The following is a 22,990-nucleotide window of genomic DNA, read 5'->3' on the forward strand; positions in this document are numbered from 1 at the left end:
CACCGTAGCGTAGGTCGTTGACGACGGGAGCGCGATGCTATCGGATGGGTTCGACGTGGGCAGTAGACGGCAGCGCCGACGCCACGTTCCACGGCAACAACTCGTCGATGCGGTTGATCGGATGGTCAGCGATGCGCTCGAGAACATAGGCGAGATATGCCTCGGGATCGAGGCCGTTCAAGCGCGCCGGGCCGATCAAGCTATACATCGCGGCAGCACGTTCGTCACCGGAGTCGGCGCCGGCGAACAAGTAATTCCGTCTGCCGAGGGCGACGCCGCGCAGCACTCGCTCGGCGATCAGGTTGTCGATTTCCGGGCGCCCGTCGCTGCAGTAGTAAATGAGCGTCGGCCAGCGATTCAGCGAATACTGAATCGCCTTGGTTGTGTCGGATTTTGCAGAGAGCGTCGCGAGCGTTGCTTCACCCGGTCGATGACCTCGCGCCCGTACTTGACGACGACGTGGAACAGGTCGAAATTTGGAACATGGATTTGTTGCAGATTCACTGTTCGATGTGGGACGCTTTGGACTCTGACCGTCGTTGACAACTACACATGGGAATGTTTGAGCCACCGAGGCCGTGACCTGCTCCCCGCGTTTAGTACGGTGACGGTGTAGAGTCCGTTCCAGAGAGGAACGGCAATGAAAAAGCGATTCACCGAAGAACAAATCATCGGCATCTTGAAGGAAGCTGAGGCTGGCCTGAAGCCGGCGGAGCTGTGCCGCAAGTACGGCATATCGGAAGCGACCTACTACAACTGGAAAGCGAAGTTCGGCGGGATGACGGTCTCCGAAGCGCAGCGCCTGAAGGAACTGGAGCAGGAGAACAACAAGCTCAAGCGCCTGTTGGCCGAATCGATGCTCGACAACGCCGCGCTAAAGGACCTGCTGGCCCGAAAGTAGCAAGCCCGCAGGCCAAGCGCGAAGCGGTCCGAATCTTGATGACCGAACGCGCCATGGGTGTTACCCGGGCCTGCGGGCTGGTAGGGATTTCGCGCTCGCTGTTCCACTACGAATCACGCCGCCGAGTTGACGACGAAGCGCTGACTGGCCGAATGATGGCCATCGCCGCGCAGAAGCGCCGATACGGCTATCGCCGGATTCACGTGCTGTTGCAGCGTGAGGGCTGCTTCGCGAACCACAAGCGCATCTGGCGCCTGTACAGCAAAGCGGGACTGAGCGTGCGCAAGCGGCGACGCAAGCGTATTGCGGCTGTCGAGCGCACGCCGCTGCCGTTACCAACAGGCCCGAATCAGAGTTGGTCGATGGACTTCGTTTCTGACGGGCTGGCCTATGGTCGGCGGTTTCGATGCCTGAACGTGGTCGACGACTACACGCGCGAGTGCGTGGCCATCGAGGTCGATACTTCATTGCCGGGCCTACGCGTGCAGCAAGTGCTTGAGCGGCTCAAGGAGATGCGAGGCTTGCCCGCATCCATCACGGTCGACAACGGGCCGGAGTTCGCTGGTAAGGTGCTGGATGCATGGGCCTACGAAGCCGGTGTCACGTTGTCGTTCATTCGGCCTGGCAAGCCGGTGGAGAATGCCTATATCGAGAGCTTCAACGGGCGCTTCCGCGATGAATGCCTGAACGAGCACTGGTTCGTCTCGATGCGCCACGCCAAGCGGGTGATTGAGGAGTGGCGTATCGAGTACAACACCGAGCGGCCTCATAGTTCGCTCGGCTATCTGACGCCTGCGCAGTTCGCCCGGGCGCACGACACGAAGCAGCAGTTTTTAACCTCGGACTCTAACTGCAGTTCGGACTAAAACCGGGGGCAGGTCAGCCGGACAAATTCTGAAGGGCAGCATGTGGTCCAAGCGCCGACGTGTATTACTGGCATGCGCGGACACCGCGCCATGATCAAGGTCGACAAATGCAGCGAGCTCATCTCGAAGGCAATGGATCGCTGAGCCTACGAACATGGAGTTGAACAGGAATTCAGCCCGCCGGACACGCCCACTGACAACGCCACGGTCGAAAGCTTCAACAGGCGCTTCCGTCAGGAAAGTCCGTCCATCGGGCTTCAACAACTAATTCGTGATTACGGGCGTGAAAATCAGATGGTCGCGGAGATGGTCGTTGCCAACCACCGCGAGCGATCAAAGTCCCCTCATTTTCTGTCAAGAATTCACGGGAGAGTGCGAGCAATAGTGGCTCGCACTCCTGCGATCAAGACTTTGTCGAGCTAGCCGCAACGGGTGAAAGGCTGGCGGCGTTGGCACGAATCCATGAGCGCAGCGTAGCGGGCGTGCGTTTCAGTAGCATGCCGAGGGAACTCGAAGTACATACGGCCAACTCGTGTAATTGTTCGAAGCGATAGAATTCCAAGTAGTAGTCTGCGCCTTTGGGCCCGAAGAGCTGTTTGTACCTCGGGCCTACCGTCTCCAGCCATCGTGTGATGCTGTCGTCATAGGCTATCGGATAGTGCAGGACATCGCTCAGAATTTCGGCGACTTGCTTGAACGTGAAGATGTCCTGACCACTCTCGACATTGAAGTACTGGCCGGCATAGCGACTATCCTCGCTGAGGATGATACGGGCCGCCGCTTCACCGACCTCCGCCGGGTCGGCCCAAGCTACTCGACGCTCGTATGGCATGAGCAGCGCTGCTTGCTCCCTGATCGGGCCACCCCAGCGCAACAGATCATCCATTAGATACGCGCTCATGTTGAGATATGTGACCGGGAGGCCGCTGGCATCGAGGATTTGGCGAGCTAGCAAGTGTTGCGTGGCGGTACCCCCACCAAAATCGCGCAACTCTGGGGTGAGGTTGGCCGGCGTGACGTTAGGTAGATTTCCGACAATGCGGACGATGGTGCGCAGGTTTTTCGACTGCCGCGCGCCATTGACCAAATTGGTCATTGCGCGCTCCTCGTCGAGAAAGTCCGGTGTAACAACGAATACTGCAGTGACGTCAGCAAGAGCCTCGGCCATCGACGAAGCATCTAAATAATTTGCCGAAATCAACTCCGCCTTAGGGAATTGCTGTGCAAGCGATCGCTTGCTGGTGTCGCTACGCGTGGCGAGGCGAAGTAAGGTTTGAGGTGAGCGGTAGTTGATCCAACGTGCAACTGGTAGGCCGAGATGTCCGGCCGCACCGAATATCAGTACGCGATTAGCTGTCATGGGATTCCTTTCGTGGACTCTGAACAATCCGAACTCTTGGCTCAGAAGTTGGATAGAGATTTGGCCGAGGTGTGTCGCTTGGCAAGCGCAAATACTACTGCGACGGGGCTACCAGTCTGCGCGCCTGGGCATCCGCTACACCGAAGCGCACCTATATAAGCGCCAGACCCTATCTATCTCGGGTCGTCATCCGAAATCTAACGCTCCACTCATACGGGCTTATCGCGAACGTGTGACATGTCCGAACTGCGGACATCTGCAGCATCGGTTCGGCTGCGACCCGGCACATCGCTATGCTTTGAGACATCGGTCCGAAGGGCGGACAAAAGTTTCATCTCAATGAGTTCCGGGTCTCAATATGTCGATCCCAATCCAGCTTGTCTTTTCCGACGGGCAAACCAACACGCTCTTGCTCGAAGAAGGGGCAAGCATTTTGGCTGGGGCTCGCGATTGCGGGCTTTCCTTGCTCGTGGACTGTGAGCAAGGAAACTGTGGGACTTGTCAGGCGCAGGTGTCTCGCGGTTCAGTCGATATGGACGAGTTCAGCCCCTATGTCCTCTCCGAATCCGAACGCGCCGGCGGCGTTGTGCTCGTCTGCCGGGCGAAGACGACGCAGCCTGCCGTCATCGAGCTGCCTTACTCCGGTGATGACGCGCTTGCCGCTTCCGCGCCCGGATGCCTGGCAATTGTTGAAAGCATGAAACCGGTAGCCGAGGACACGATTTGCTTGACGTTGCTGACGGAGGAGGTGGTCTCGTTCCTGCCAGGTCAGTACGTCAACATCGCACCCAAAGGTGGAGCCTTTGAGCGATCGTTTTCGATGGCGAATGCCCCAGGCTCGAAGCGACTGGAGTTCTATATCGCATTGCGATCTAACGGGCAGTTTTCCAACTGGTTGACTTCGGAAGCGCGGGCTGGAGATAGCGTCAATCTAGGCGCGCCGCGCGGCACATTCTATCTGCGTGGGGATGCCGGGCCGAAGGTGATGGTGGCTGGTGGAACGGGACTTGCCCCGTTTTTGTCAATGTTGGAACAGATCGCTCAGGACGAGCGCCCTGAGCATCGCTTGGCGCCCGTCATTCTTTTCATCGGCGCACGGCATGAGAGCCAGCTGTTCGAACTGGAGCGAATTGAACACTTCAAGGATCGGCTTGCGAGCCTACAGATCCATGTGTCGTGCGATGACGCAAACCCCGGTTCGTTCTACGGCAAGGGGCGCGTGACGCAACTCTTGGATCGGCTCTCGATCGACCGAACGTCCTCGATCTATGCGTGCGGTCCGCCGCCCATGGTCGACGCCGTCAGAGGCATCCTGAAAACCAAGCAGATTCCAGCCCGACAACTCTTTGCCGAGAAATTCACAGGCTAGCAGTGACTCACGAGGAAACCAGACTCATGAAACAAGACGCACCTTTTGTCCAGTGCATCAGTGCCGACTCGATTGGACGCAGCCGGTTTGCGGAATGCGTGGATCGAGATGCAGGATTGATCAGCCGCGAGATCTTTTCCGATGACGCGGTCTTCAAGGCCGAGCTCGAACGGATCTACACCAGGGCATGGCTCTTCGTAGGCCACGAAAGTCAGGTGAAGAATCCGGGGGATTTTTTCACCTCGCGCATGGGAAACGAGTCGGTCATTCTCTGCCGCGATCAGAAGGGCAAGCTTCATGTCTTCTTGAACACCTGTCGCCATCGCGGCATGAAAGTGTGTCAGTACGACGAGGGCAACACGAAGCAGTTCACGTGTCCGTATCATGCGTGGAGCTATACCACCGAAGGGAAGCTTTTCGGCGTTCCCATGTACGGCTCGCTCTACGAAGAGCACCTCGACAAGGACGCATGGTCGCTGATCGAAGTGGCACAACTCGAGAACTACAACGGAACGATCTGGGCGACTTGGGACAAGGAGGCGCCACAGTTGCTGGAGTACCTCGGCGACGCAAAGGAACACCTGGATCTTGCTATCGATGGCCTTAATGGCGTGCCGGGCGACACGGAGGTGTTCGTGGGTGTCCAAAAATGGATCATTCCGGCGAACTGGAAGATCGGCGCAGAGAACTTTCTGGGCGACACGTACCACAACCCCAGTCACCGCTCCGTAGACGACATTGGGATCGGGCCCAGTGCCCAAGCGGGTAAAAAGGGCCGCCGCGATGACGAGCTCTCTGGTGCACAGCATGTCTGGGTCAACTTCCCGGCGGGGCATGGCGCTCATAGTGCAATTCAGCCGGAGATGCTTCCCTACGCTGAAGCCTACCAAGACAATCCTGAAGTCGAGCAGTATTTCCGGCGTTGTTACGAAGAGCGTCAGCAGCGTCAAGGCGAAAATTCCCGCCTGCTTCCGTTCGTGTGCACGATTTTCCCGAACACCAGCTTCAACGGTCGCCAGCCGCGGTCGATTACCGTGTTTCATCCGCACGGACCCATGCATACGGAAATGTGGCGCTGGTATCTCATCGACAAGGACGCTCCTGCAGAAGTCCGAGACCTGCTCCGCCATTTCTATATGCGGTACCAGGGCCCTGCAGGCATGACCGAACAGGATGACATCGAGAACTGGCAGATGGCCACGGAAGCAAGCGCCGGGGCTATTGCACGGCGCTACCCATACAACTACCAGCAATCGCTGGGACGCGCGGGCTCACACGAGACGCTCGCCGGCAATGTATCGACGCAAATCTCTGAGGAAAATCCGCGAACCTTCTATACGCGGTGGTCGGATTACATGGACGGGAAGCCTTGGGATCATCTGATGGGTGATCACGATCCCGTATTCAGCAGCTTGAAGGAGGGCAAGTCGTGAGCGCAGTCGAGAAATTTGCGATGGACAACGATCAATTGCGCGAACTGACCTGGCAGGCCGAGCGATTTCTTTATCGTGAGGCAGATCTTCTTGACAACCGCCAATACGAGGAATGGCTCGAGATGTTGCATGCCAACCTGGTCTATTTCATGCCGATCCAGCGCAATGCGCGACACAGCGAGCTATCGGAAAGAGAGGCGACGAAGGAAGGGGTCGATATCAGCTGGTTTGAGGAAGGAAAGTGGACGCTTGCCAAGCGTATCGAGCAAATCCGTACCGGTGTGCACTGGGCAGAGGAGCCGGTTTCCAGAATGGCGCATCTGGTGTCGAACATCTACGTTACGTCGGTGAACGAGGTCGAGGAAGATCTGGAAATCGAGGTGTCGAGTCGCATTCTGGTGCGCCAGAACCGAAATCAGTACGAGAACATGATGCTTGCCGCGCGCCGTAAAGACGTGTTGAGTCGTTCTTCCGATGGCTGGAAGCTTCGACGGCGGGAGATCACTCTCACTGAGAACGTGCTTACCGTAAAGATGCTGACTACCTTCCTCTGAACGCGGGTGAGTCTATGCACCCCAGGCATGCGTCATGCGGGCGGCATGTTGCTCCCGTTGAGTGTTCCCCATCAATCGGGACACTTCAGGGCGTACTGGTCGGGGACTCGGGGGCCGTGGCGGAAGTGAATGGAATGGTCGCCGCTGCGACATAGGTCCTCCTGAAGCCCTGGATCATTTTTGAGAATTAGGACGATGAGCGGACCGTTCCTGTTGTTCGATGAACAGCCATATAGCTTGTCGGGCATCGTCTATGGCACGCTGCTGAACCAACGTGACGCACTAGACAGCATTGGTGACGCGGCCTGTCAGCCACCATACAATGCCCGGCCCAAGGCACCTGTGCTTTATGTGAAACCACGTAATACGCTGTCGTACAGCGGCCAGTCGATGCCGATGCCGGAGGAGATTGATGTTCTGCTGCTGCGCGCTACGGTGGGCATTGTGATAAGCCGCCCGGCAAGCCGAGTGACGCCAGTTGAGGCCTTGGCGCACGCGGCTGGCGTGACGTTGATTGCGGACCTGTGCCTGCCACACGAAGGCTTTTATCGTCCGTCGATGCGTTTTGTCGCTCGCGACGGCTCGTGCTTCGTCGGTCCCCGCATTGCACCGCTGTCGATAATCGGTGATCCCGACGCGATATCGATCGCAGTCGAGATCGACGGCGAATACCGGCTGACGACGACTATGGGAGGAATGATCCGTCCGACCGCTCAACTTCTGGCGGACGTGACGGAGTTCATGACACTTTCGCCCGGCGATATCCTGATGTTGGGTGCCTGTGCATGCATGCCATACGTGCGCAAGGGTCAACGCTTTGAGGTGAGTGCCAAGGGGATCGGCGAACTGCAGGGGGCGATTGTATGAAGAGCGCACGTGTTGCTTACGGCGGAGCCATCCACTGTGCTACGCCGCATGAGAAGGGCTTGAAGCTCACCGATGGCCGCGTGGTCAGCTAGGATGCCGTCGTATGGTTGACGCCGTTAGAGGTGGGTACGGTCGTCGCACTCGGCCTGAACTATGCCGATCACGTCAAGGAGCTTTCGAAGGAACTGACGGTGACGTCAAAGGACGAGCCACAGGTGTTCATGAAGGGGCCTGGCACCTTGGTTGGTCATAACGCACAGACGCGGCGACCGCGAGATGCCACCTTCATGCACTACGAGCGAACTGGCAGCAGTCATCGGCAAGCCGGCCAAAGGCGTGAAGGTAAGCGAGGCGATGGCGTATGTAGCTAGCTACACGGTATGCAACGACTGTGCGATCCGCGACTACTTGGAGAACTGGTATCGCCCGAATTTTGCGGGTCAAGAATCGCGATACCTGCACGGTGCTCTGACCGTGGTTCGTGGATGCCGCCGATGTGCCGGACCCGCATGTGCTGCAAATGCGTACGTTGGTCAACGGTGAGGTGGCGCAGCGCGGTACAACCGCCGACATGATCAATGATATCCCGGCGTTGATCGAGCACCTCAGCAGTTTCATGACACTACTTCCACGGGACGTGATTCTGACGGGCACGCCGGACGGTGTCGTTAACGTTAATGAGGGTGACGAGGTAGTGTGCGAGATCGATTGTATCGGTTCCCTGCGCGGCACTATCGTCGGCGACTCAGCGTTTGGTCGATAAGGAATTTCATTGTGCGGATCCAACATCTGATCGACGGCAAGGCCGTCGAGAGCAACCAATACTTCGAGACAGTTAACCCGGCGACGCAGGAGGTGTTGGCTGTGGTCGCCGCGGGTCGGCAGGCAGGCAGAGATACAGGCGGGGGGTGGACAACCTAGATGTGATCATGGTGGTACAGAGAGTCGACGGGGTGTGTTTCGTACCAGCTGATCTTTCGGCCGCTATGGGCTACCTCGGGCAGCCAGATCACCCCGAGGTCCAGCGAGCCATCCTCGACGGGATTGGCGCAGTGCGTCGAGCAGGCAAGGCGTTCTGCCGCCTGACGGTAGAGCGTGTATTGGCAAAGCGCTACGTCGAAGGCGGTGCGTTGTTTGCGGCTGTTTGTGTGGACACTGCGCTTCTAGCCCGCGCGGCCCGGGAACTGGCCGCTTACTTCGACAAGCATGAATCATCCGGAGAGGTTAAAACCTCGTCGGTGTACTAATAACATTCACTATTTTTTCCAATCCCATGATTAAACTGAAGGATGCAGATCTGCTGAAGACAGAATGTCTGCTAGATGGAAAATGGACCGGCGCGGAGAGCGGTGCGCATATTGAAGTCATCAATCCGGCAACCGGTGAATTGGTCGCGACCGTTCCAAGCATGGGCGAGGCCGAAACGCGTCGAGCGATAGCGGGTGCTGAGCAAGCGCTGCATGCATGGCGAGCTCGAACTGCTGAGTCGCGCGCAGAAGTGTTGCATGTCTGGTTCCGGTTGATGATGGAAAACCAGGAAGACCTGGCTATTCTGATGACTTCCGAACAGGGCAAGCCTCTGGCCGAGTCACGCGGCGAAATCGCGTACGCCGCATCATATATCCAGTGGTTTTCTGAAGAGGCTCGCCGTGTATACGGGGCTACAATCCCTTCGCCCTGGCCCGACAAGCGCATAGTCGTCACCAAGGAGCCTGTGGGGGTTTGCGCCGCAATTACGCCGTGGAATTTCCCAGCGGCGATGATCACGCGGAAGGTGGCGCCGGCTCTCGCCGCGGGTTGTACCATCATCGTCAAGCCAGCTCAGCAAACGCCACTGTCAGCGCTCGCCATGGCGGAACTTGCAGTTCGTGCGGGTGTTCCCGCTGGCGTATTTAGCGTGTTGAGCGGCAGTTCACGTGTAATCGGTGGTGTGCTGACGGCTAGCCCCATTGTTCGCAAGTTGACCTTCACAGGCTCGACGGAAGTCGGGCGGCAGTTGGCCGCCCAATGCGCGCCAACACTGAAGAAGATGTCGCTGGAACTCGGTGGCAACGCCCCCTTCATTGTGTTCGAGGATGCAGACCTGGATGCGGCCGTAGAGGGCGCAATGATTTCAAAGTACCGCAACACCGGACAGACTTGTGTCTGCGCGAATCGGATGCTGGTTCACGACAGCGTCCATGATGCCTTCGTCTCGAAGCTCCATGCCACGGTTCGGGCGCTTCGCGTGGGTGACGGGATGGAGCCGGGTGTTGCACAAGGACCGATGATCGATGCTGACGCGCTTCGCAAGGTCCAGGAACTGGTTGACGATGCTACCCGCCGCGGCGCACGTGTGATCACTGGCGGCAAAGTTCATGCCTTGGGCGGTACCTTTTACGAGCCAACTATTATTACGGATGTGCTGCCGGAGATGCGTATTGCAAAGGAAGAGATTTTCGGTCCAGTGGCGCCTGTATTTCGGTTCCATACAGAAGACGAAGCCATTCGCATGGCGAACGACACAGAGTTCGGATTGGCTGCGTATTTCTACACCGAAAGCGCGCGCCGTACGTGGCGTGTTTCAACGGCCCTCGAATATGGCATGGTCGGAATCAATAGCGGCCTGATCAGTACGGCAGCTGCGCCGTTTGGTGGTGTCAAGCAATCTGGTATGGGGCGCGAGGGTTCCTACCTTGGTATCGAGGAGTATCTCGAAACTAAGTATTTATGCATGGCTGTCTAAGAAAATTATCGGATTATTTTAAGCAATTATTTAAATCGAGATTTTAAATATTCTGGATATGTCAAGAGTAGTAGTATTTTATTTCCGCACGGCACACGATGTGCCGGCGGTCTGGCCGGAATGGTAAGTTATTCGAATGCGAAAATGCACGCCGCAGGCGAGTTCTGCCGCAAAGTTCAGTGGGGAGAGTTTCGCCGGCACGACATTCAGAATATTAATATTGGATTTTCGCGCGTCAAGCGGCTCGATATGTTTACACGCATCTAGCGTAATGGAGGGGAATAATGGAATCAACGGCGACTGGGTCACGAAATATTTCTGATGCTCCCCCGGAAAATTCTGCGTCGACGCCAGAGGGAACAGAGCAATCACCATACCGTTGGGTTATTCTCTTAGTTGTCTGGATGTCTTTTCTGTTGAGTTGCGTTAGTAGAGCTGCTTGGAGCACCGTGTCAGCACCAGTCGGACATTCTCTCGGAATATCAGTTGCAATGCTGGGTGCCTTTGTGACCGCGTTTTATGTTGGATATGTCGTTGCGAATGTTGGGGGTGGCTTTCTGACCGATGTGATCGGAGGCCGACGCACCCTGACGTACACATTGATTCTTCTCGGAATATCGACGTTTGCATTCGGGTATGCGAATGATTTGAGAACTGGGTTCGCAATTCAGACGATCATGGGGCTGGCTGCGGGAGCTGACTACCCCACGGGCGTCAAAATAATAACGTCGTGGTTCGGAAAGGATCGTGGCCGTGCTCTCGGCCTCTACACGACAGCCACGTCTTTCGCCGTCGTCATAGCTAACGCAACGATTCCGTTGTTGTCGAATGCATTCGGGTGGCAGAACGCATTCAGGGCCCTTGGGCTTTGCACTTTTGGTTGGGCTTTCGTCTCGAGCCGTGCACTGAGAGACGCTCCGACAAAGGCAGCCTTTGCCCACATTACCACGGACGAAATCAGAGCGTTGGTCAAGAACAGGAATCTGGTGCTGCTCGCATTGGCCGGTCTTGGCGCACTCTGGGCGACTGTAGGTTTCACTGCGTGGGGAAATGCGCTGATGATCAAACAGTATGAAATCGATCCGGTAACGGCAGGCCGGATCTTTGTGCTGTTCGGTGTAGGCGCTGTTCTGACGAAACCGTTGCTGGGTTGGCTATCAGATCTGTTTGATGGCGCAACAAAGCTCCTTGGAGTGCTCTCGCTGGCTTGTTTCGCCGGGATGCTTCTCGTGTTCAGCCGTTGTTCGACCGCGCAGGAATTCTATATCGCGGCCCCGTTTCTCGGAGCGGTTGCCTTCGGTTACACGCCGGTGCTCGTAGCGCAGGTCACGCAGACTTCAGGGGCGAAGGCAGCTGGTCTGGCGGCAGGATTGACAACTGCGGTCTGGCAATTGGGCAGTGCGATGGCGCCGCTTGTCGTCGGAGCAGTATATGCGCGATCACACTCCTTCTCGTATCCGCTGCTGACGCTTGCAGCAGGGCCAGTGCTTGGGGCATTGATATTGATTTTTATCCGTCGTCGCTCCAGTAACGTTGCTGCCGTTTCTGCATAGATGATTGGCTCTTTCCCTGGGAGAGTTCTAACCCGATCGGGTCCAGAGGGGAGTTGGAATTAATGTTGATGGGCGGGTTATAAAATTAAAAATGTGTCATTTTTTAAGGTCGATGTAAGGTCCGTGGCTGAAGATAACGAGATTGTTCGCCGGTGGTGATATCGATTTGAGCTGTGATATCGTCAGAGTCGGTCGCGATATGTCGAGAATAATCAAGAAAAGTGGATCTAATGATGAATGCCGGGAACTTGAAAATTGGCACTCGGATGGGGTTGGCAGCTCTGCTATTCCTTTCCGTTTATGCCCTCTGCACATGGTTTGGGATATCGGGATTGAGACTAGTAAGTGTTGAAAATAGTTCGATTATAAATGACGGGTACCGGGGCGCGGCTTATTCTTACGAAATAATTGATATAGTAAACCGTAATGCAAGAAGTATGCGGAATACGCTTATTTTTGATGATCCTTTGAGTTTTGAGAGGGAGAAGGTTGGGATATTAAAAAATAATAGCGAGAACGACGATAATTGTTCAAGGCTGAAGGTCTCTATAAATTCGGCGCGCGGTAAGGATTTGCTTCGGATCGTTCTGGAGACCAGGGATTTGTATGGGGTTTCGCAAAATGAGTTCATGGAACTCGTTGCTTCTGGAAGGAAGGCCGAGGCCAAAGAGTTACTGCTGAACAAATTGAGCACGGATCAGCGAAACTATTTTGATGCACTCAGGGAGCTGATCAGGTATCAGACAGAGCGCGTTCGAGTGAGCGGCGAGCGCGCTGAAAACGTCTTTCAGACTACACGGGCGAAATTGCTGGGCCTCGCAGTTTTGTCGGTTGTGCTGGGCATAGGTGTGTCAGCGTGGCTCAGCTTTTCCATCATCCTTCCCCTGAGGCAGGCTGTGAAGATTGCCGGCACAGTGGCTAGCGGAGATTTGAGCAGCCGGATAGAAGTAAAAACAAGAGATGAGACCGGCCTTCTTTTGAAATCTCTCAAAGAGATGAATGACAGTTTGGTCAGGGTCGTCTCGGAAGTGCGATCCGGTGCCGATACGATTGCTACTTCGACAAGCCAGATTTCCGCGGGCAATCAAGACCTTTCAGTTCGTACTGCTGAACAGGCTGCTTCGTTGGAGCAAACTGCTGCGAGCATGACCGAGCTGACCGAGACAGTCAGGCAAAACGCTGAGAATGCGAGGCAAGCAAACTCGCTGGCTGTCAGTGCTTGCGAGTTGGCTGGCACGGGGCGCCGTGACGTCGATGTCATGGTGGAGACGATCAATCAGATCAACGCCGATTCCGCACGAGTGGCGGAGATCACCGGCATGATCGAAGGAATTGCCTTTCAGACCAATATTCTGGCGCTCAACGCTGCGGTGGAGGCAGCCCGTGCGGGTGAACAGGGACGCGGTTTTGCGGTGGTCGCTGGGGAGGTTCGGTCGCTTGCGCAGCGTGCTTCTGCGGCAGCCAAGGAAATCAAGGACCTGATCGAGGTATCCACGCAGAAGGTTAGCCAAGGTACGCGTCGGGCTGGCGAGGTCAGCATTGCTATGGATCATATTCATCAGGCAGTCTCGCGAGTCTCTGATGTTGTCGCCGAAATCTCAGCTGCTTCTCTGGAGCAGACACAGGGCATCGAACAGGTGCATCAAGCGATCGACCAGATCGATGAAGTGACCCAGCAGAACGCCGCACTGGTGGAGGAATCGGCAGCAGCAGCACAGTCGATGCAGGAGCAGGCCGGCAAGATGAAGGAAGAGGTCATGTTTTTCAAGCTCGGAGTTGAATCAGGCGAATCTCAACAATTCTCAGTTGCTCAGGCTGCGCCGATATGAATGGCAGCGCTGGGGCGCGGCGACGACCCGGCTGGGTAATCCGTAAGCGGTCATTGGGCGATACCCTCTCGTCGCGAGACCTAATCACGGCGGCGAACTTTCCATGTTGTACGAACGTGGACACGCTTATATGAACGAACAAGCGGAGAGAAACAGGGCCGGCTGGTCACGGATCGTAAGCGAGATGGCAGCGCAAATACGACGAACTCGCTAAGCTTGAGGTGATCGAGGGATGCTTGAAACCTGGTGTCACGATAGCTGGAACGACCGTGGACCATGGGTCAATCCGAACCTTACGCTGACGTGGATTACTTAGCTCGCAATGGCGTCCTGAGAGCCGATCGCGTCCTACTCGTCAACATTGCCGAACCCGCTCCAGACGACCTTGGTAGCCTTGTGGAAGCGATGCCGCTTTGCGGCGTCGTCCTCATTCCAGCGAAGAAATACGATCAGGCCTTCCAAACTGGTCATGATGAGTGCGCCGCGCAATTCGCATTCTTCTGCCGAGAGCGCAGGATTGATCTCTTCGACAAGCTTTGCAAAGAGGCGCGTGAACTGTTGCTGTATGTCGACGGCAATATCGCGCGCGAACGGCTCATGCAGTCCGAGTCCCCAGCATTCCAGGACGGATGCGGGAAGGCCGGGTTTGGCAAATTCTACGAAAGCATCGTCAATGATCGCTTCGAGCCGTGCCTGGGGAGAGCGCCTCTTATTTTCGGCGAAGCCTCGAAAGCGTTCGAAATAGCGTTTGGCGATCTCCTCGAGCGTTGCGCGCAGCAGCGCTTCCCGATTCGAAAAATAGTGCTGTAACGTACTCAGGCGAATGCCCGCATCGTTGGCTACGCGATTGATCGTATACCCCGCATATCCTTCTGCGATCAGGACGTTGATCGAGACGTCGATGATCTCGGGTACGCGACTTTTCCGATTGCCACGCCGTCTTGCGGGCTCGTCTGCCAGTGGATCGAAGATCGCAGCAGAAGGAAGGGTCATTTTTCTCACATGGTCTCCGTACCGGCGCGATGAGCATCTTCTCTTCCGCCGCAATCAAGGTTTGCCCTCAGGTCGTGAGCGTTGGCTCGCGATCCTAGTCCCGCAAGCATCCATCTTGCCAGTTCGCCGCCTTTCGACCAGTGCACTGCTGGCCTCTGTGCGACGTTATCCGGGAAGTAGTGCCAGAAAGCAGGCTAAATAACCTATTATAAATATAGGTTGCGCTGCCGTGAGGGCAAGGGTGTATCTAAATTTATCATAAAAAACAATGTAATAGACGGTTAATCGTTTACCCTCGTCTAGCATGTGCGATCTTGCTTTATAGGTTGATTAACCTATAATTTGCGTGTGAGGAGATCAACCGACAGTGCGTTGTTCCCGCGATGCACAGGGGGCATGTCGGAAGCGTGTGCGATGAGGGGAATGGGAAATGAACTCCGGCAATAGGTCCTTGCGTTCGCTGGTTATCAAGTGGTTCGGGTCAGCGTCTGTGGCCCCGATCTGCGTGACGGAGTTCAGTCGAACTCGAACCGACCGAACGCGCTATGTGCGCATCGGAATAGCTCGGCCGCAGGGCTGGTTCGCAATTGTTTTCTTTCGGCACGATGACGGCTCATGGAATGTGTTTCCGCCAAATGTGAGGGGGCAGGCGCTTGGTGCGTACCGGCATGCCGCATGAGAGGCATGGTGAGATCGCGTTCGCGTTCTACAGGGGAACGTAATGAATGTTTTCGAGTTGGCAAGGGATGCGGGAATGCTGGTCGTGCTGGACGGCAGAATCGGTCGCACGGAGTATCGATGTGTCCACGGAACCCTGGACGCATTGGAGCGGTTTGCTCAAGCGCTGGAAATTGCGGTGATGAACGAACGGCTCGAAGCGGCTGCCCTTGATCGCGCCTCGAGCGGGTCCAGTGATGCTCGCTCAGAATTGTCGAACTGAGCATCTGACCACGCGCCGCAGTTCGCTTGTAGGTATCGAGCTGCACCTGGCGTTCGAGTCGGGCTGTGAGCGTTGGCCGAGAACTTTAAGGAATCGCCTGACTGCCATGCTCGCCCTGTGTGCCCAGAATCGAGTTCGGACCGAGGCCCAGACACACTTCCTACGCTTCCTCGACAGATCGCCGATTCTTCGGCGTTCGTGCGCCTTGACCGCCGTAGTGCGCCTGACGCGAAGATTAGATTGAGTCGGAATGTCCGCAACGTGGACATTGCGTACGAAGGAGGGGGGCGCCGCGTTCGCCGCCGTAGCATGAGCAGGAGCCACATTCTCGCATTCTTGTGCAGAGCCGGCTTTCCTTTGCAACGTAGCAGAGCAGAGCAACCATGAATACATCAAATACTTCTCAAAGCGAGATTATCGATCTCCCTCCGCTTCCCGCGACCCTCAATCCGTTTCCAGAATATGCCAAGCTGGCGGAGCGAGGTCCCGTGGTCCGGGTCAGGACGCCTGTTGGAACGGAGGTCTACCTGATCACGCGCTGGGCGGAGGCGATCGAGGTTCTCTCCAATCCCCTGATTGCAAAAGGTTCAGACCATATTCAGGCAGCCCTCGCCGCGCAAGGCCGCAGTGGGCCGGGCGCAGGGACCCCGATCGCCGGCTCTCAGGCTGGAAACCTTCTCAATACCGATCCACCCGATCACACGCGTCTGCGATCCTTGGTGATGCTCGCGTTCACGCCCCGGCGCCTCGAACAACTGCGGGCTACGGTGGAGCAACTGGTAGATCGTCTGATCGACCAGATGCGTGAAGGTCCCGAGGCAGATTTGATCGCGGATTTTGCCTACCCCATCGGTATCACGACGATCTGCACCATGCTCGGCGTACCGGAAGGCGACAGGTCCAATTTCCGGCAATGGGCCGAGTGGGCGATGACGCCTGGCCATAAAGAGCAGGACCATTGTATGGAACTGCTGCGAAACTATCTTGCGACTCTCATCGAATCCAAGCGTGAGGTACTGGCAGACGGCGCTGTTCCCGATGAGCAGCCTGACCTGCTAAGTGCCATGATTGCCGCGCGCAATGCTTCGAACGCGCTGACAATTGAGGAACTTCAAAGCATGTCGTATTTGCTTCTCATCGCTGGTCACGAAACCACGGTGGGACTGATCGGCAATGCGCTGTTGCACCTTATGCTGAATCCGGATCAGCAGCGGCTACTGGTCGAAGATCCTACGCTGATTAAAAACACCATCGAGGAGACGCTGCGTTACGACGGTTCAGTGCCATACACGACATTCCGGGCGACCACGGCAGATGTGAAAATTGGAGATACGGTGATTCCGGGCGGCAGTTTTGTACAGGTCGTGCTGCCTGCCCTCAACCGTGATCCTGAGAAGTTTGAAGATCCGGGCATCTTCGATATCCGCCGCAAAATCAAGCAGCACATGGCTTTCGGGCATGGCGTCCATTTTTGTCTTGGCTCTCACCTTGCTCGCCTGGAAGCGCAAACTGCGGTGGGGCGGCTCATGCAGGCATTTCCCAACGTCGAACTCAGCTGCGACCCAGCGGACATTCCTTGGCTTGGCACGGTGATCCGCGGTGCGCGATCGCTCCCGGTTCGCATCAACGGACAAGAATATAAGGAGTCCTGATAATGTATCGCGGATTCAATGTCAGTGCGGGGCGCCGCGACGTAGCTACGGAATGGTACGCTGTCGAGGACCCTGCCGTCCTCACGCCAATAGCAGAAGCGCCGATAACCACGCCGCAAGCGCTCGACGATGCCGTTGCCTCGGCTGCAGCCGCTCTCGGCAGTTGGGCGTCGGACCTCACGGCCCGTCGCAATGCTCTGAAGCGGTGCGCTGCGTTGCTGGCTGCCAATCTTGAGGAATTTGCCATCCTGCTCAGTCGGGAGCAGGGAAAGCCGCTGCTGGCGGCGACACGAGAACTTCTGTCTGCCAAAGGTTACCTGGAATATTTCGCCGAGAAGAGTGCGCATCAGGAGATCATCCGGTCTGATCCAGGCCGAACGGTTGTGGCAGTGAGTGCCCCGGTTGGGGTCGTGGGGATTATCGTGCCCTGGAATTTCCCTATTGTGCTTCTGATGATGAAGCTCGGCCCCGCACTGTGGGCAGGGAACACCGTGGTGGTCAAGCCAGCACCAACGACGCCGCTGACGACCTTGGCCATCGCAAACCTGTTTGCCGATTGCCTGCCGCCGGGGGTGCTGAACACGGTGACGGGTGGCACGGATGTTGGTGCGTCCCTGGTGAGTCATGCTGGCGTGGCGAAGATATCGTTCACCGGATCGACGCCGACCGGAAAGAAGATTATGGCCAGCGCCGCACAAACCCTGAAACGACTGACGCTCGAGTTGGGCGGCAACGACGCAGCCATCGTCCTTGCGGACGCGGATATCGACGCGTCCGTACCCTTGCTGTTTGAACGATCGTTCATGAACGCTGGCCAAGTGTGCTGCGCGGTTAAGCGCTTGTTCGTGCATCGATCGCTATACGAGCCGCTGGTGGAGAAGATGGCGTCGATCGCAAAGACATGGCGTGTCGGTCCTGGATTGACCGATGGCGTGCAGATGGGGCCTCTACATAATCGCCAACAGTTCGACCATGTGAAAGCGCTCTTGGACGATGCCGTTGCGACGGGCGGTCGGATTGTCACAGGGGGGACGAAGCCGGACGAATGGGCGGGTCACTTCCTGCGACCGGCAATCGTCGTGGATGTTTCGGACAGCAGTCGACTCGTGCGCGAGGAGCAGTTTGGACCGGCGCTGCCCATACTGACTTTCGACGATGAAGACGAGGCAGTCTCCCGGGCGAATGCCTCGGAGTTTGGTCTGGGCGGCTCAGTGTGGTCTACCAATATCGGACGTGCGACGGCATTGGTCCGCCGGCTGGAAGCGGTGAATCTGTTCGTGAATCAGCACGCAACTCCTCCCGATCCTGCGATTCCTTTCGGGGGAATGAAGTCGAGTGGCTTCGGGTACGAATTCGGTGAATGGGGTCTCGATGAATTCGTAGTGCGAAAAGTATTGCACAGCCAGACGGGAGGTTTGGCATGAGCAGGCTGATGAGGGCGGCTATTCTCGAAGGGGTAGGTCGACCCCTGCGCATTGCCGATGACGTGGAGATCGATGACCCGCGGGCCGGCGAAGTGTTGGTGAGAATCACGCATTGCGGGGTCTGCAACACGGATCTGGCGCTCGCCGACGGCAAGGTGGGCTACCCCGTGCCAGCGGTGCTGGGTCACGAAGCAGCGGGCACGGTCGCGGCACTTGGTGCGGGGGTAACTGATCTCGCTTTCGGTCAACGGGTCGTGGTCTCCATGCGACCGGCATGCGGAACTTGTTACTTCTGTGTGCGCAATCAGCCTGTTTTGTGTGTCGCGGCCGAGAGCCCTTCCCGTACGGCGGGACCCGCCGGCCACGATGTGCGCGTTCGGCATCGAGGGACACCGGTGGCTCGGGGACTTCGCCTGGGGGCGTTCGCGGAGTACGTGCTTGTGGAGCGCAGTGGTGTCGTTCCGGTCCCTGACTCCATTTCGTTGACGCACGCAGCGACGATGGGATGTGCAGTGCAAACCGGTATGGGATCGGTGGCAAACGTGGCCGCAGTGCCGGAAGGCGCCACCGCTGCCGTCGTGGGGCTCGGCGCGGTGGGGCTCTCGACGATTCAGGCGTTGCGAATTGCACGCGCAGGACTGGTGGTGGGTCTTGATTTCAATGCTGACCGACGCATTCACGCGCAGAGGCTTGGGGCGAACGCAACGTTCGACAACTCGGCCGCTGGATTTGAAGACCCCTGTCGGACGCTGACGGGGGGGATCGGTTTCGACTTCGTATTTGATGGGGTCTGTAGTCCTGACAGCTTGAATCTGTGTGCTTCCCTGGTGCGCAAGGGGGGGGTGATCGTCATGATCGGTGTCGCCAAGCCAGCGGAATCGGTGTCGATCGGAGCGCTGGACATGGTGTTGCGGCAATTGCAGGTCAAAGGGTCCTACCTTGGTAACTGTCATGCACAGCGAGACCTTCCGCGATATTTCGATCTGTGCTGCCATCGAGCGCTGGACCTGAGCAGCCTGGTCACGAACGTGAGGCCATTGGAAGAAGTTAATGAGGCTCTTCAGGATCTCCGCGATGGCGTTGGCATCCGGACGGTGCTGACAATCTGATTCAAAGCGGGGAAAATCTGATGACTCAACTCAAGATGCGAGTGGCCAGAAAAGAGCGGGAGGCAGACGGAATCTGCAGTCTCGAGCTCGAATCGATCGACGGCCAGGCGCTGCCGCCGTTTCGCGCTGGCGCACATATTGATTTCCATTTGCCGGGCGGCTTGATACGCCAATACTCGCTGTTTGGATCTCCTTTCGATCAGCGGCGTTATCGCATTGCCGTATTGTTGGACGCCAATTCTCGTGGTGGGTCCAAGGCGGTTCACGAGAGCGTCCATGCGGGAGATGAGGTGATCATCTCGTCGCCACGTAATCACTTTCCGCTTGTCCCGTCCGAGAAGTCGATTCTGATTGCGGGTGGCATCGGGATTACTCCAATGCTCTGCATGGCTGAGGAATTGAGCGTTGAGGGAAAGGCGTACGATCTGCATTACTGTGTTCGTACTGCAAATCGCGCAGCCTTTCTCGGTCGACTTGGCGCAGCTCCGTTCGTCGAAAACACTCACGTCCACTTCGACGACGCCTCCGGATCGCAGGGGCCACTTGATCTGGACGCTCTCCTTGCACACCCGAGGCAAGGTGTCCACCTCTACGTGTGCGGACCGAGCGGGCTTATCGATTCAGTTGTTGAAGGCGCGAAGCGCCACAACTGGCCTGACGATCACGTTCACTTTGAGCATTTCGCTCCGCCGCCATCGTCTCAGAAACAGGGGGGGCATGGCTTCGAAGTGCGCATCGCAAGCACGGGTCAGACTTTTCTCATCCTGCCAGAGGAGTCTGTTGCACAGGTCCTGGCCAGAAATGGCATTGATATCCCGGTTTCTTGTGAGCAAGGCGTGTGCGGAACTTGTGTCACAAGAGTCATTGAAGGTGAGCCCGACCATCGAGATCTCTTTTTGACAGAGGCCGAGCAGGCGGCCAATGATTGTTTCACGGCATGTTGTTCTCGTGCTCGCGGACCCCTGCTCGTTTTAGATCTCTAGTGCGTTCGTTCGCGCCGGTCAGCTCGATCTGTCCGCACCCCGAACATGTACGTGTGATTCGTTCGGAAAGAAAAATGATAGACGTATTCTTGGTTCTATCGCCATCGTCAATTTGATGACAACAAGACTCGGTCGGCTACCGAGCGCGTTGTCCGACAGATCAGTGCACTAGGCGTAATAGCCATTGATACCGCCGAAGGCATAACTGACGGCGTAACGGTGGCACGGATTATCACCTGGGCAGGGGATATCGTGCGGATCGAGTGCGTTGGCGACAACGCGAGGGTCTCGAGCGATCGCTTGCCTAATTGACCATGACAACATCAAGGAGAGATAGGCCATGGGCCAGACCATCCAGATCGGCTGCGCAGACGGCAGTTTCAGCGGATACCTTGCCACCCCGGCTGCAGGGAGGGGGCCTGGGATTGTGCTGTGCCAAGAGATTTTTGGTGTCAATGCCAATATGCGCAAGGTCGCGGATTACTACGCCGAAGAAGGTTATACCGTGCTGGTGCCTGATCTGTTCTGGCGCCTCTCGCCCGGCATCGAATTGGAAGACCATGGTGAAGATTTCCAGCGCGCTTTGGGGCTGTGCCAGCAGTTTGACGAGGCCAAGGGTGTGCAGGACGTCGGCGCAGCACTGACGACGCTGCGGCAACGTCCGGAATGTGTCGGCCACACTGGTGTGCTGGGTTTCTGCTTGGGAGGCAAACTGGCTTACTTGGCAGCATGCAGGCTCGAAGGCGTCGCGTGCGCGGTTGGCTACTATGGCGTGGGTATCGAGCATGCATTGAGCGAGGCTGCCAATCTCAAGGGCCGGCTGGTGCTGCATATCGCCCAGAATGATGGTTTCTGTCCGCCGGACGCGCAGGCGGCCATCGTGGAGAGCCTGGGTGGCAAGGAGAACGTCGAACTGCACGTTTACCAAGGGGTTGATCACGCCTTCGCCCGTGCCGATGGTGCGCACTTCGACAAGTCTGCGGCCCTGATCGCGCACCAGCGCTCGATTGCAGCACTGCGTGGAGAGATGGGTCCGCATTACGATCTTTCGGCGCTTTGGGACAAGCACTGCGAGCACGAATTCTTTACTCGCGACGTGGATGCCACCATGGCCACCATGGTCTCCGAGCCGTACGTCAATCACATCCCGACCATGACCGGCGGCGTGGGCTATCGGCAGTTGAAGCGCTTTTATCAGCATCACTTCGTGCACGGCAATCCGCCCGACATCAGCATGATCCCGATCTCGCGCACGATCGGCGCGAGCCAGGTGGTTGACGAGAGCCTGCTCTGCTTTACCCATACCACTGAAATCGACTGGATGCTGCCCGGCGTGAAGCCGACCGGCAGGCGAGTGGAAATCCCGCTTGTTGGCATCATCAAGTTCCGCGGTGACAAGCTATACCACGAGCACATCTATTGGGACCAGGCCAGCGTGCTGGTGCAGATCGGTCTGCTCGATCCCGAGGGTTTGCCGGTGGCCGGAGTGGAGACGGGGCGCAAGCTGCTGGATGAGTCGCTGCCTTCGAACACGCTGATGGCGCGCTGGAAAGAAAGCGAAGGGAAGTAGGCTGACTGGCATCTCCGCCAGAGCGGGGATGCCGAGATTCACCAAGAAAGAGGAACCATCATGAAAGGACTGCAGGACAAGGTCGCCATCATCACCGGGGGCGCGACACTTATTGGTGCCGGTGTGGCCCGCGCGTTCGTCGCGGCAGGCGCGAGCGTGGCGATCCTCGACATCGACGTGGTCGGCGGGGAGCGCGTGGCCGCCGAGTTGGGAGAGAAGGCAATCTTCATCGCCACGGATATTACCAAGGACGATCAAGTCAGCGCAGCGGTCGCCAAGGTTGTGAGTCGTTTCGGAGGCGTGGACTTTTTGGTGAACCTGGCCTGCACGTATTTGGACGACGGCTTCAAGTCTCCCCGCGCTGATTGGCAGACTGCCCTCGACGTCAACGTGGTGTCCGGAATCATGTTGGCCCAGAAGGTTCATCCAGAGATGAAGGCGCGTGGGGGCGGTGCAATTGTCAACTTTACGAGTATCTCGGCAAAGGTTGCCCAGACGGGGCGTTGGCTCTATCCGGTTTCCAAGGCGGCAATTTTGCAGCTGACGCGCAGTATGGCGATGGACCTCGCGCCAGACCGCATTCGTGTGAACGCGGTGTCCCCGGGCTGGATCTGGTGCAGGTTGATGGACGAAATGAGCGGTGGCAATCGAGCGGGTATCGACGAACTCGCCACACCGTTCCATCTGTTGGGACGGGTTGGTGATCCGGACGAAGTTGCGCAGGTGGTGCTGTTTCTGTGCTCCGACAATGCCAGTTTCGTCACCGGCGCCGACTACGCCGTGGACGGGGGGTATTCGGCGATGGGCCCCGAACAGAATGTCCCGCCATACGGCAAGCAGGCCGGCTAAAAATTAACGATAT

19 protein-coding genes and 3 pseudogenes are annotated in these 22,990 nt (G+C 57.1%); 18 read left to right on the forward strand and 4 right to left on the reverse strand.

Translation table 11 applies throughout. The annotated features are described in order from the left end of the window. Window positions 1–37 precede the first annotated feature (37 nt). A pseudogene (locus DIE03_RS33895) lies at window positions 38–454 on the reverse strand (transposase domain-containing protein); the annotation flags it as partial. 186 nt (window positions 455–640) lie between these two features. Here DIE03_RS33895 and DIE03_RS33900 point away from each other — a divergent pair. After that, a protein-coding gene (locus DIE03_RS33900) for an IS3 family transposase (protein WP_124456500.1) occupies window positions 641–1,767 on the forward strand; the annotation gives its coding sequence in 2 pieces (ribosomal slippage) (window positions 641–881 and window positions 881–1,767; 1,128 coding nt in all). A gap of 165 nt (window positions 1,768–1,932) precedes the next feature. Then, window positions 1,933–2,190: pseudogene (locus tag DIE03_RS39115) on the forward strand (hypothetical protein); the annotation flags it as partial. Here DIE03_RS39115 and DIE03_RS33910 read toward each other — a convergent pair. Further along, a complete protein-coding gene (locus DIE03_RS33910; protein WP_111442854.1) occupies window positions 2,171–3,127 on the reverse strand; it encodes an NmrA family NAD(P)-binding protein in 957 nt (318 codons plus the stop codon). The pseudogene DIE03_RS39115 and the gene DIE03_RS33910 overlap by 20 nt on opposite strands. Window positions 3,128–3,485: 358 nt before the next feature. Between DIE03_RS33910 and DIE03_RS33915 the strand changes: the two genes are divergently transcribed. The 7 genes and pseudogenes from DIE03_RS33915 to DIE03_RS33945 all read left to right on the forward strand — a co-directional run bounded on the left by DIE03_RS33915 (window position 3,486) and on the right by DIE03_RS33945 (window position 10,075). Continuing rightward, a complete protein-coding gene (locus DIE03_RS33915; protein WP_111442855.1) occupies window positions 3,486–4,496 on the forward strand; it encodes a 2Fe-2S iron-sulfur cluster binding domain-containing protein in 1,011 nt (336 codons plus the stop codon). A gap of 26 nt (window positions 4,497–4,522) precedes the next feature. Then, entirely contained in the window at window positions 4,523–5,929 is a 1,407-nt protein-coding gene (locus tag DIE03_RS33920) for an aromatic ring-hydroxylating dioxygenase subunit alpha (RefSeq protein ID WP_059623631.1), read from the forward strand. Then, window positions 5,926–6,483, forward strand: coding sequence for a 3-phenylpropionate/cinnamic acid dioxygenase subunit beta (locus DIE03_RS33925; protein WP_221623707.1), 558 nt, complete (start codon window positions 5,926–5,928; stop codon window positions 6,481–6,483). The genes DIE03_RS33920 and DIE03_RS33925 overlap by 4 nt, the downstream gene beginning before the upstream one ends. Before the next feature lie 195 nt (window positions 6,484–6,678). Then, entirely contained in the window at window positions 6,679–7,350 is a 672-nt protein-coding gene (locus DIE03_RS33930) for a fumarylacetoacetate hydrolase family protein (RefSeq protein WP_124456501.1), read from the forward strand. Next, a pseudogene (locus DIE03_RS33935) lies at window positions 7,347–8,113 on the forward strand (fumarylacetoacetate hydrolase family protein). The gene DIE03_RS33930 and the pseudogene DIE03_RS33935 overlap by 4 nt, the downstream one beginning before the upstream one ends. A 145-nt stretch (window positions 8,114–8,258) precedes the next feature. After that, a complete protein-coding gene (locus tag DIE03_RS33940) occupies window positions 8,259–8,597 on the forward strand; it encodes an aldolase/citrate lyase family protein (protein WP_241308746.1) in 339 nt (112 codons plus the stop codon). Between the two features lie 26 nt (window positions 8,598–8,623). Then, on the forward strand, window positions 8,624–10,075 hold the full coding sequence (locus tag DIE03_RS33945) for an NAD-dependent succinate-semialdehyde dehydrogenase (RefSeq protein WP_124456502.1): 1,452 nt from the start codon (window positions 8,624–8,626) through the stop codon (window positions 10,073–10,075). A 78-nt stretch (window positions 10,076–10,153) separates the two neighbouring features. On the opposite strand, the gene DIE03_RS38490 is transcribed toward DIE03_RS33945, so the two are convergent. Continuing rightward, window positions 10,154–10,450 (reverse strand): hypothetical protein, encoded by a 297-nt coding sequence (locus DIE03_RS38490; RefSeq protein ID WP_185658278.1) that lies wholly within the window; start codon window positions 10,448–10,450, stop codon window positions 10,154–10,156. On the opposite strand from DIE03_RS38490, the gene DIE03_RS33950 reads away from it, so the two are divergent. Together DIE03_RS33950 and DIE03_RS33955 are read left to right on the forward strand one after the other, a co-directional pair. Beyond that, complete coding sequence (locus tag DIE03_RS33950; protein ID WP_124456503.1) at window positions 10,360–11,628, forward strand: nitrate/nitrite transporter; 1,269 nt, start codon at window positions 10,360–10,362, stop codon at window positions 11,626–11,628. The two genes, DIE03_RS38490 and DIE03_RS33950, sit on opposite strands and share 91 nt — an antisense overlap. A 233-nt stretch (window positions 11,629–11,861) precedes the next feature. After that, window positions 11,862–13,457, forward strand: a complete 1,596-nt coding sequence (locus DIE03_RS33955) for a methyl-accepting chemotaxis protein (RefSeq protein WP_166677955.1) — start codon at window positions 11,862–11,864, stop codon at window positions 13,455–13,457. A gap of 348 nt (window positions 13,458–13,805) precedes the next feature. On the opposite strand, the gene DIE03_RS33960 is transcribed toward DIE03_RS33955, so the two are convergent. Next, entirely contained in the window at window positions 13,806–14,450 is a 645-nt protein-coding gene (locus tag DIE03_RS33960; protein ID WP_230948488.1) for a TetR/AcrR family transcriptional regulator, read from the reverse strand. Window positions 14,451–15,171: 721 nt separating this feature from the next. Between DIE03_RS33960 and DIE03_RS33970 the strand changes: the two genes are divergently transcribed. The 7 genes from DIE03_RS33970 to DIE03_RS34000 all read left to right on the forward strand — a co-directional run bounded on the left by DIE03_RS33970 (window position 15,172) and on the right by DIE03_RS34000 (window position 22,977). Then, the gene (locus tag DIE03_RS33970; protein WP_111442869.1) at window positions 15,172–15,390 is read left to right on the forward strand and encodes a hypothetical protein; all 219 of its coding nucleotides are present in this window, start codon (window positions 15,172–15,174) and stop codon (window positions 15,388–15,390) included. A 383-nt stretch (window positions 15,391–15,773) separates the two neighbouring features. Continuing rightward, window positions 15,774–17,042, forward strand: coding sequence for a cytochrome P450 (locus DIE03_RS33975; RefSeq protein WP_063808307.1), 1,269 nt, complete (start codon window positions 15,774–15,776; stop codon window positions 17,040–17,042). A gap of 2 nt (window positions 17,043–17,044) precedes the next feature. Then, complete coding sequence (locus tag DIE03_RS33980) at window positions 17,045–18,466, forward strand: aldehyde dehydrogenase family protein (RefSeq protein ID WP_111442870.1); 1,422 nt, start codon at window positions 17,045–17,047, stop codon at window positions 18,464–18,466. Then, window positions 18,463–19,575: an alcohol dehydrogenase catalytic domain-containing protein gene (locus DIE03_RS33985; RefSeq protein WP_059623653.1), complete on the forward strand. Its 1,113-nt coding sequence runs from the start codon at window positions 18,463–18,465 to the stop codon at window positions 19,573–19,575. The genes DIE03_RS33980 and DIE03_RS33985 overlap by 4 nt, the downstream gene beginning before the upstream one ends. 20 nt (window positions 19,576–19,595) lie before the next feature. Further along, complete coding sequence (locus DIE03_RS33990) at window positions 19,596–20,558, forward strand: PDR/VanB family oxidoreductase (RefSeq protein ID WP_111442871.1); 963 nt, start codon at window positions 19,596–19,598, stop codon at window positions 20,556–20,558. A 340-nt stretch (window positions 20,559–20,898) separates the two neighbouring features. Beyond that, window positions 20,899–22,128: a dienelactone hydrolase family protein gene (locus DIE03_RS33995; RefSeq protein WP_059623655.1), complete on the forward strand. Its 1,230-nt coding sequence runs from the start codon at window positions 20,899–20,901 to the stop codon at window positions 22,126–22,128. A 60-nt stretch (window positions 22,129–22,188) separates the two neighbouring features. Further along, the gene (locus tag DIE03_RS34000) at window positions 22,189–22,977 is read left to right on the forward strand and encodes an SDR family oxidoreductase (protein ID WP_059623657.1); all 789 of its coding nucleotides are present in this window, start codon (window positions 22,189–22,191) and stop codon (window positions 22,975–22,977) included. The last annotated feature ends 13 nt before the right edge of the window (window positions 22,978–22,990 follow it).

It is taken from the genome of Burkholderia sp. Bp8992, from assembly GCF_003853705.1.
Classification (GTDB): Bacteria; Pseudomonadota; Gammaproteobacteria; order Burkholderiales; family Burkholderiaceae; genus Burkholderia.

Bases quoted from the DNA above. Each gene is read 5' to 3' on its own strand.
- DIE03_RS38490 (WP_185658278.1), bottom strand. From the start codon at position 10,450: ATGGTGATTGCTCTGTTCCCTCTGGCGTCGACGCAGAATTTTCCGGGG.
- DIE03_RS33990 (WP_111442871.1), top strand. From the start codon at position 19,596: ATGACTCAACTCAAGATGCGAGTGGCCAGAAAAGAGCGGGAGGCAGAC.
- DIE03_RS33985 (WP_059623653.1), top strand. From the start codon at position 18,463: ATGAGCAGGCTGATGAGGGCGGCTATTCTCGAAGGGGTAGGTCGACCC.
- DIE03_RS34000 (WP_059623657.1), top strand. From the start codon at position 22,189: ATGAAAGGACTGCAGGACAAGGTCGCCATCATCACCGGGGGCGCGACA.
- DIE03_RS33950 (WP_124456503.1), top strand. From the start codon at position 10,360: ATGGAATCAACGGCGACTGGGTCACGAAATATTTCTGATGCTCCCCCG.
- DIE03_RS33970 (WP_111442869.1), top strand. From the start codon at position 15,172: ATGAATGTTTTCGAGTTGGCAAGGGATGCGGGAATGCTGGTCGTGCTG.
- DIE03_RS33915 (WP_111442855.1), top strand. From the start codon at position 3,486: ATGTCGATCCCAATCCAGCTTGTCTTTTCCGACGGGCAAACCAACACG.
- DIE03_RS33960 (WP_230948488.1), bottom strand. From the start codon at position 14,450: ATGACCCTTCCTTCTGCTGCGATCTTCGATCCACTGGCAGACGAGCCC.
- DIE03_RS33945 (WP_124456502.1), top strand. From the start codon at position 8,624: ATGATTAAACTGAAGGATGCAGATCTGCTGAAGACAGAATGTCTGCTA.
- DIE03_RS33955 (WP_166677955.1), top strand. From the start codon at position 11,862: ATGAATGCCGGGAACTTGAAAATTGGCACTCGGATGGGGTTGGCAGCT.
- DIE03_RS33995 (WP_059623655.1), top strand. From the start codon at position 20,899: ATGGGCCAGACCATCCAGATCGGCTGCGCAGACGGCAGTTTCAGCGGA.
- DIE03_RS33980 (WP_111442870.1), top strand. From the start codon at position 17,045: ATGTATCGCGGATTCAATGTCAGTGCGGGGCGCCGCGACGTAGCTACG.
- DIE03_RS33920 (WP_059623631.1), top strand. From the start codon at position 4,523: ATGAAACAAGACGCACCTTTTGTCCAGTGCATCAGTGCCGACTCGATT.
- DIE03_RS33930 (WP_124456501.1), top strand. From the start codon at position 6,679: ATGAGCGGACCGTTCCTGTTGTTCGATGAACAGCCATATAGCTTGTCG.
- DIE03_RS33910 (WP_111442854.1), bottom strand. From the start codon at position 3,127: ATGACAGCTAATCGCGTACTGATATTCGGTGCGGCCGGACATCTCGGC.
- DIE03_RS33975 (WP_063808307.1), top strand. From the start codon at position 15,774: ATGAATACATCAAATACTTCTCAAAGCGAGATTATCGATCTCCCTCCG.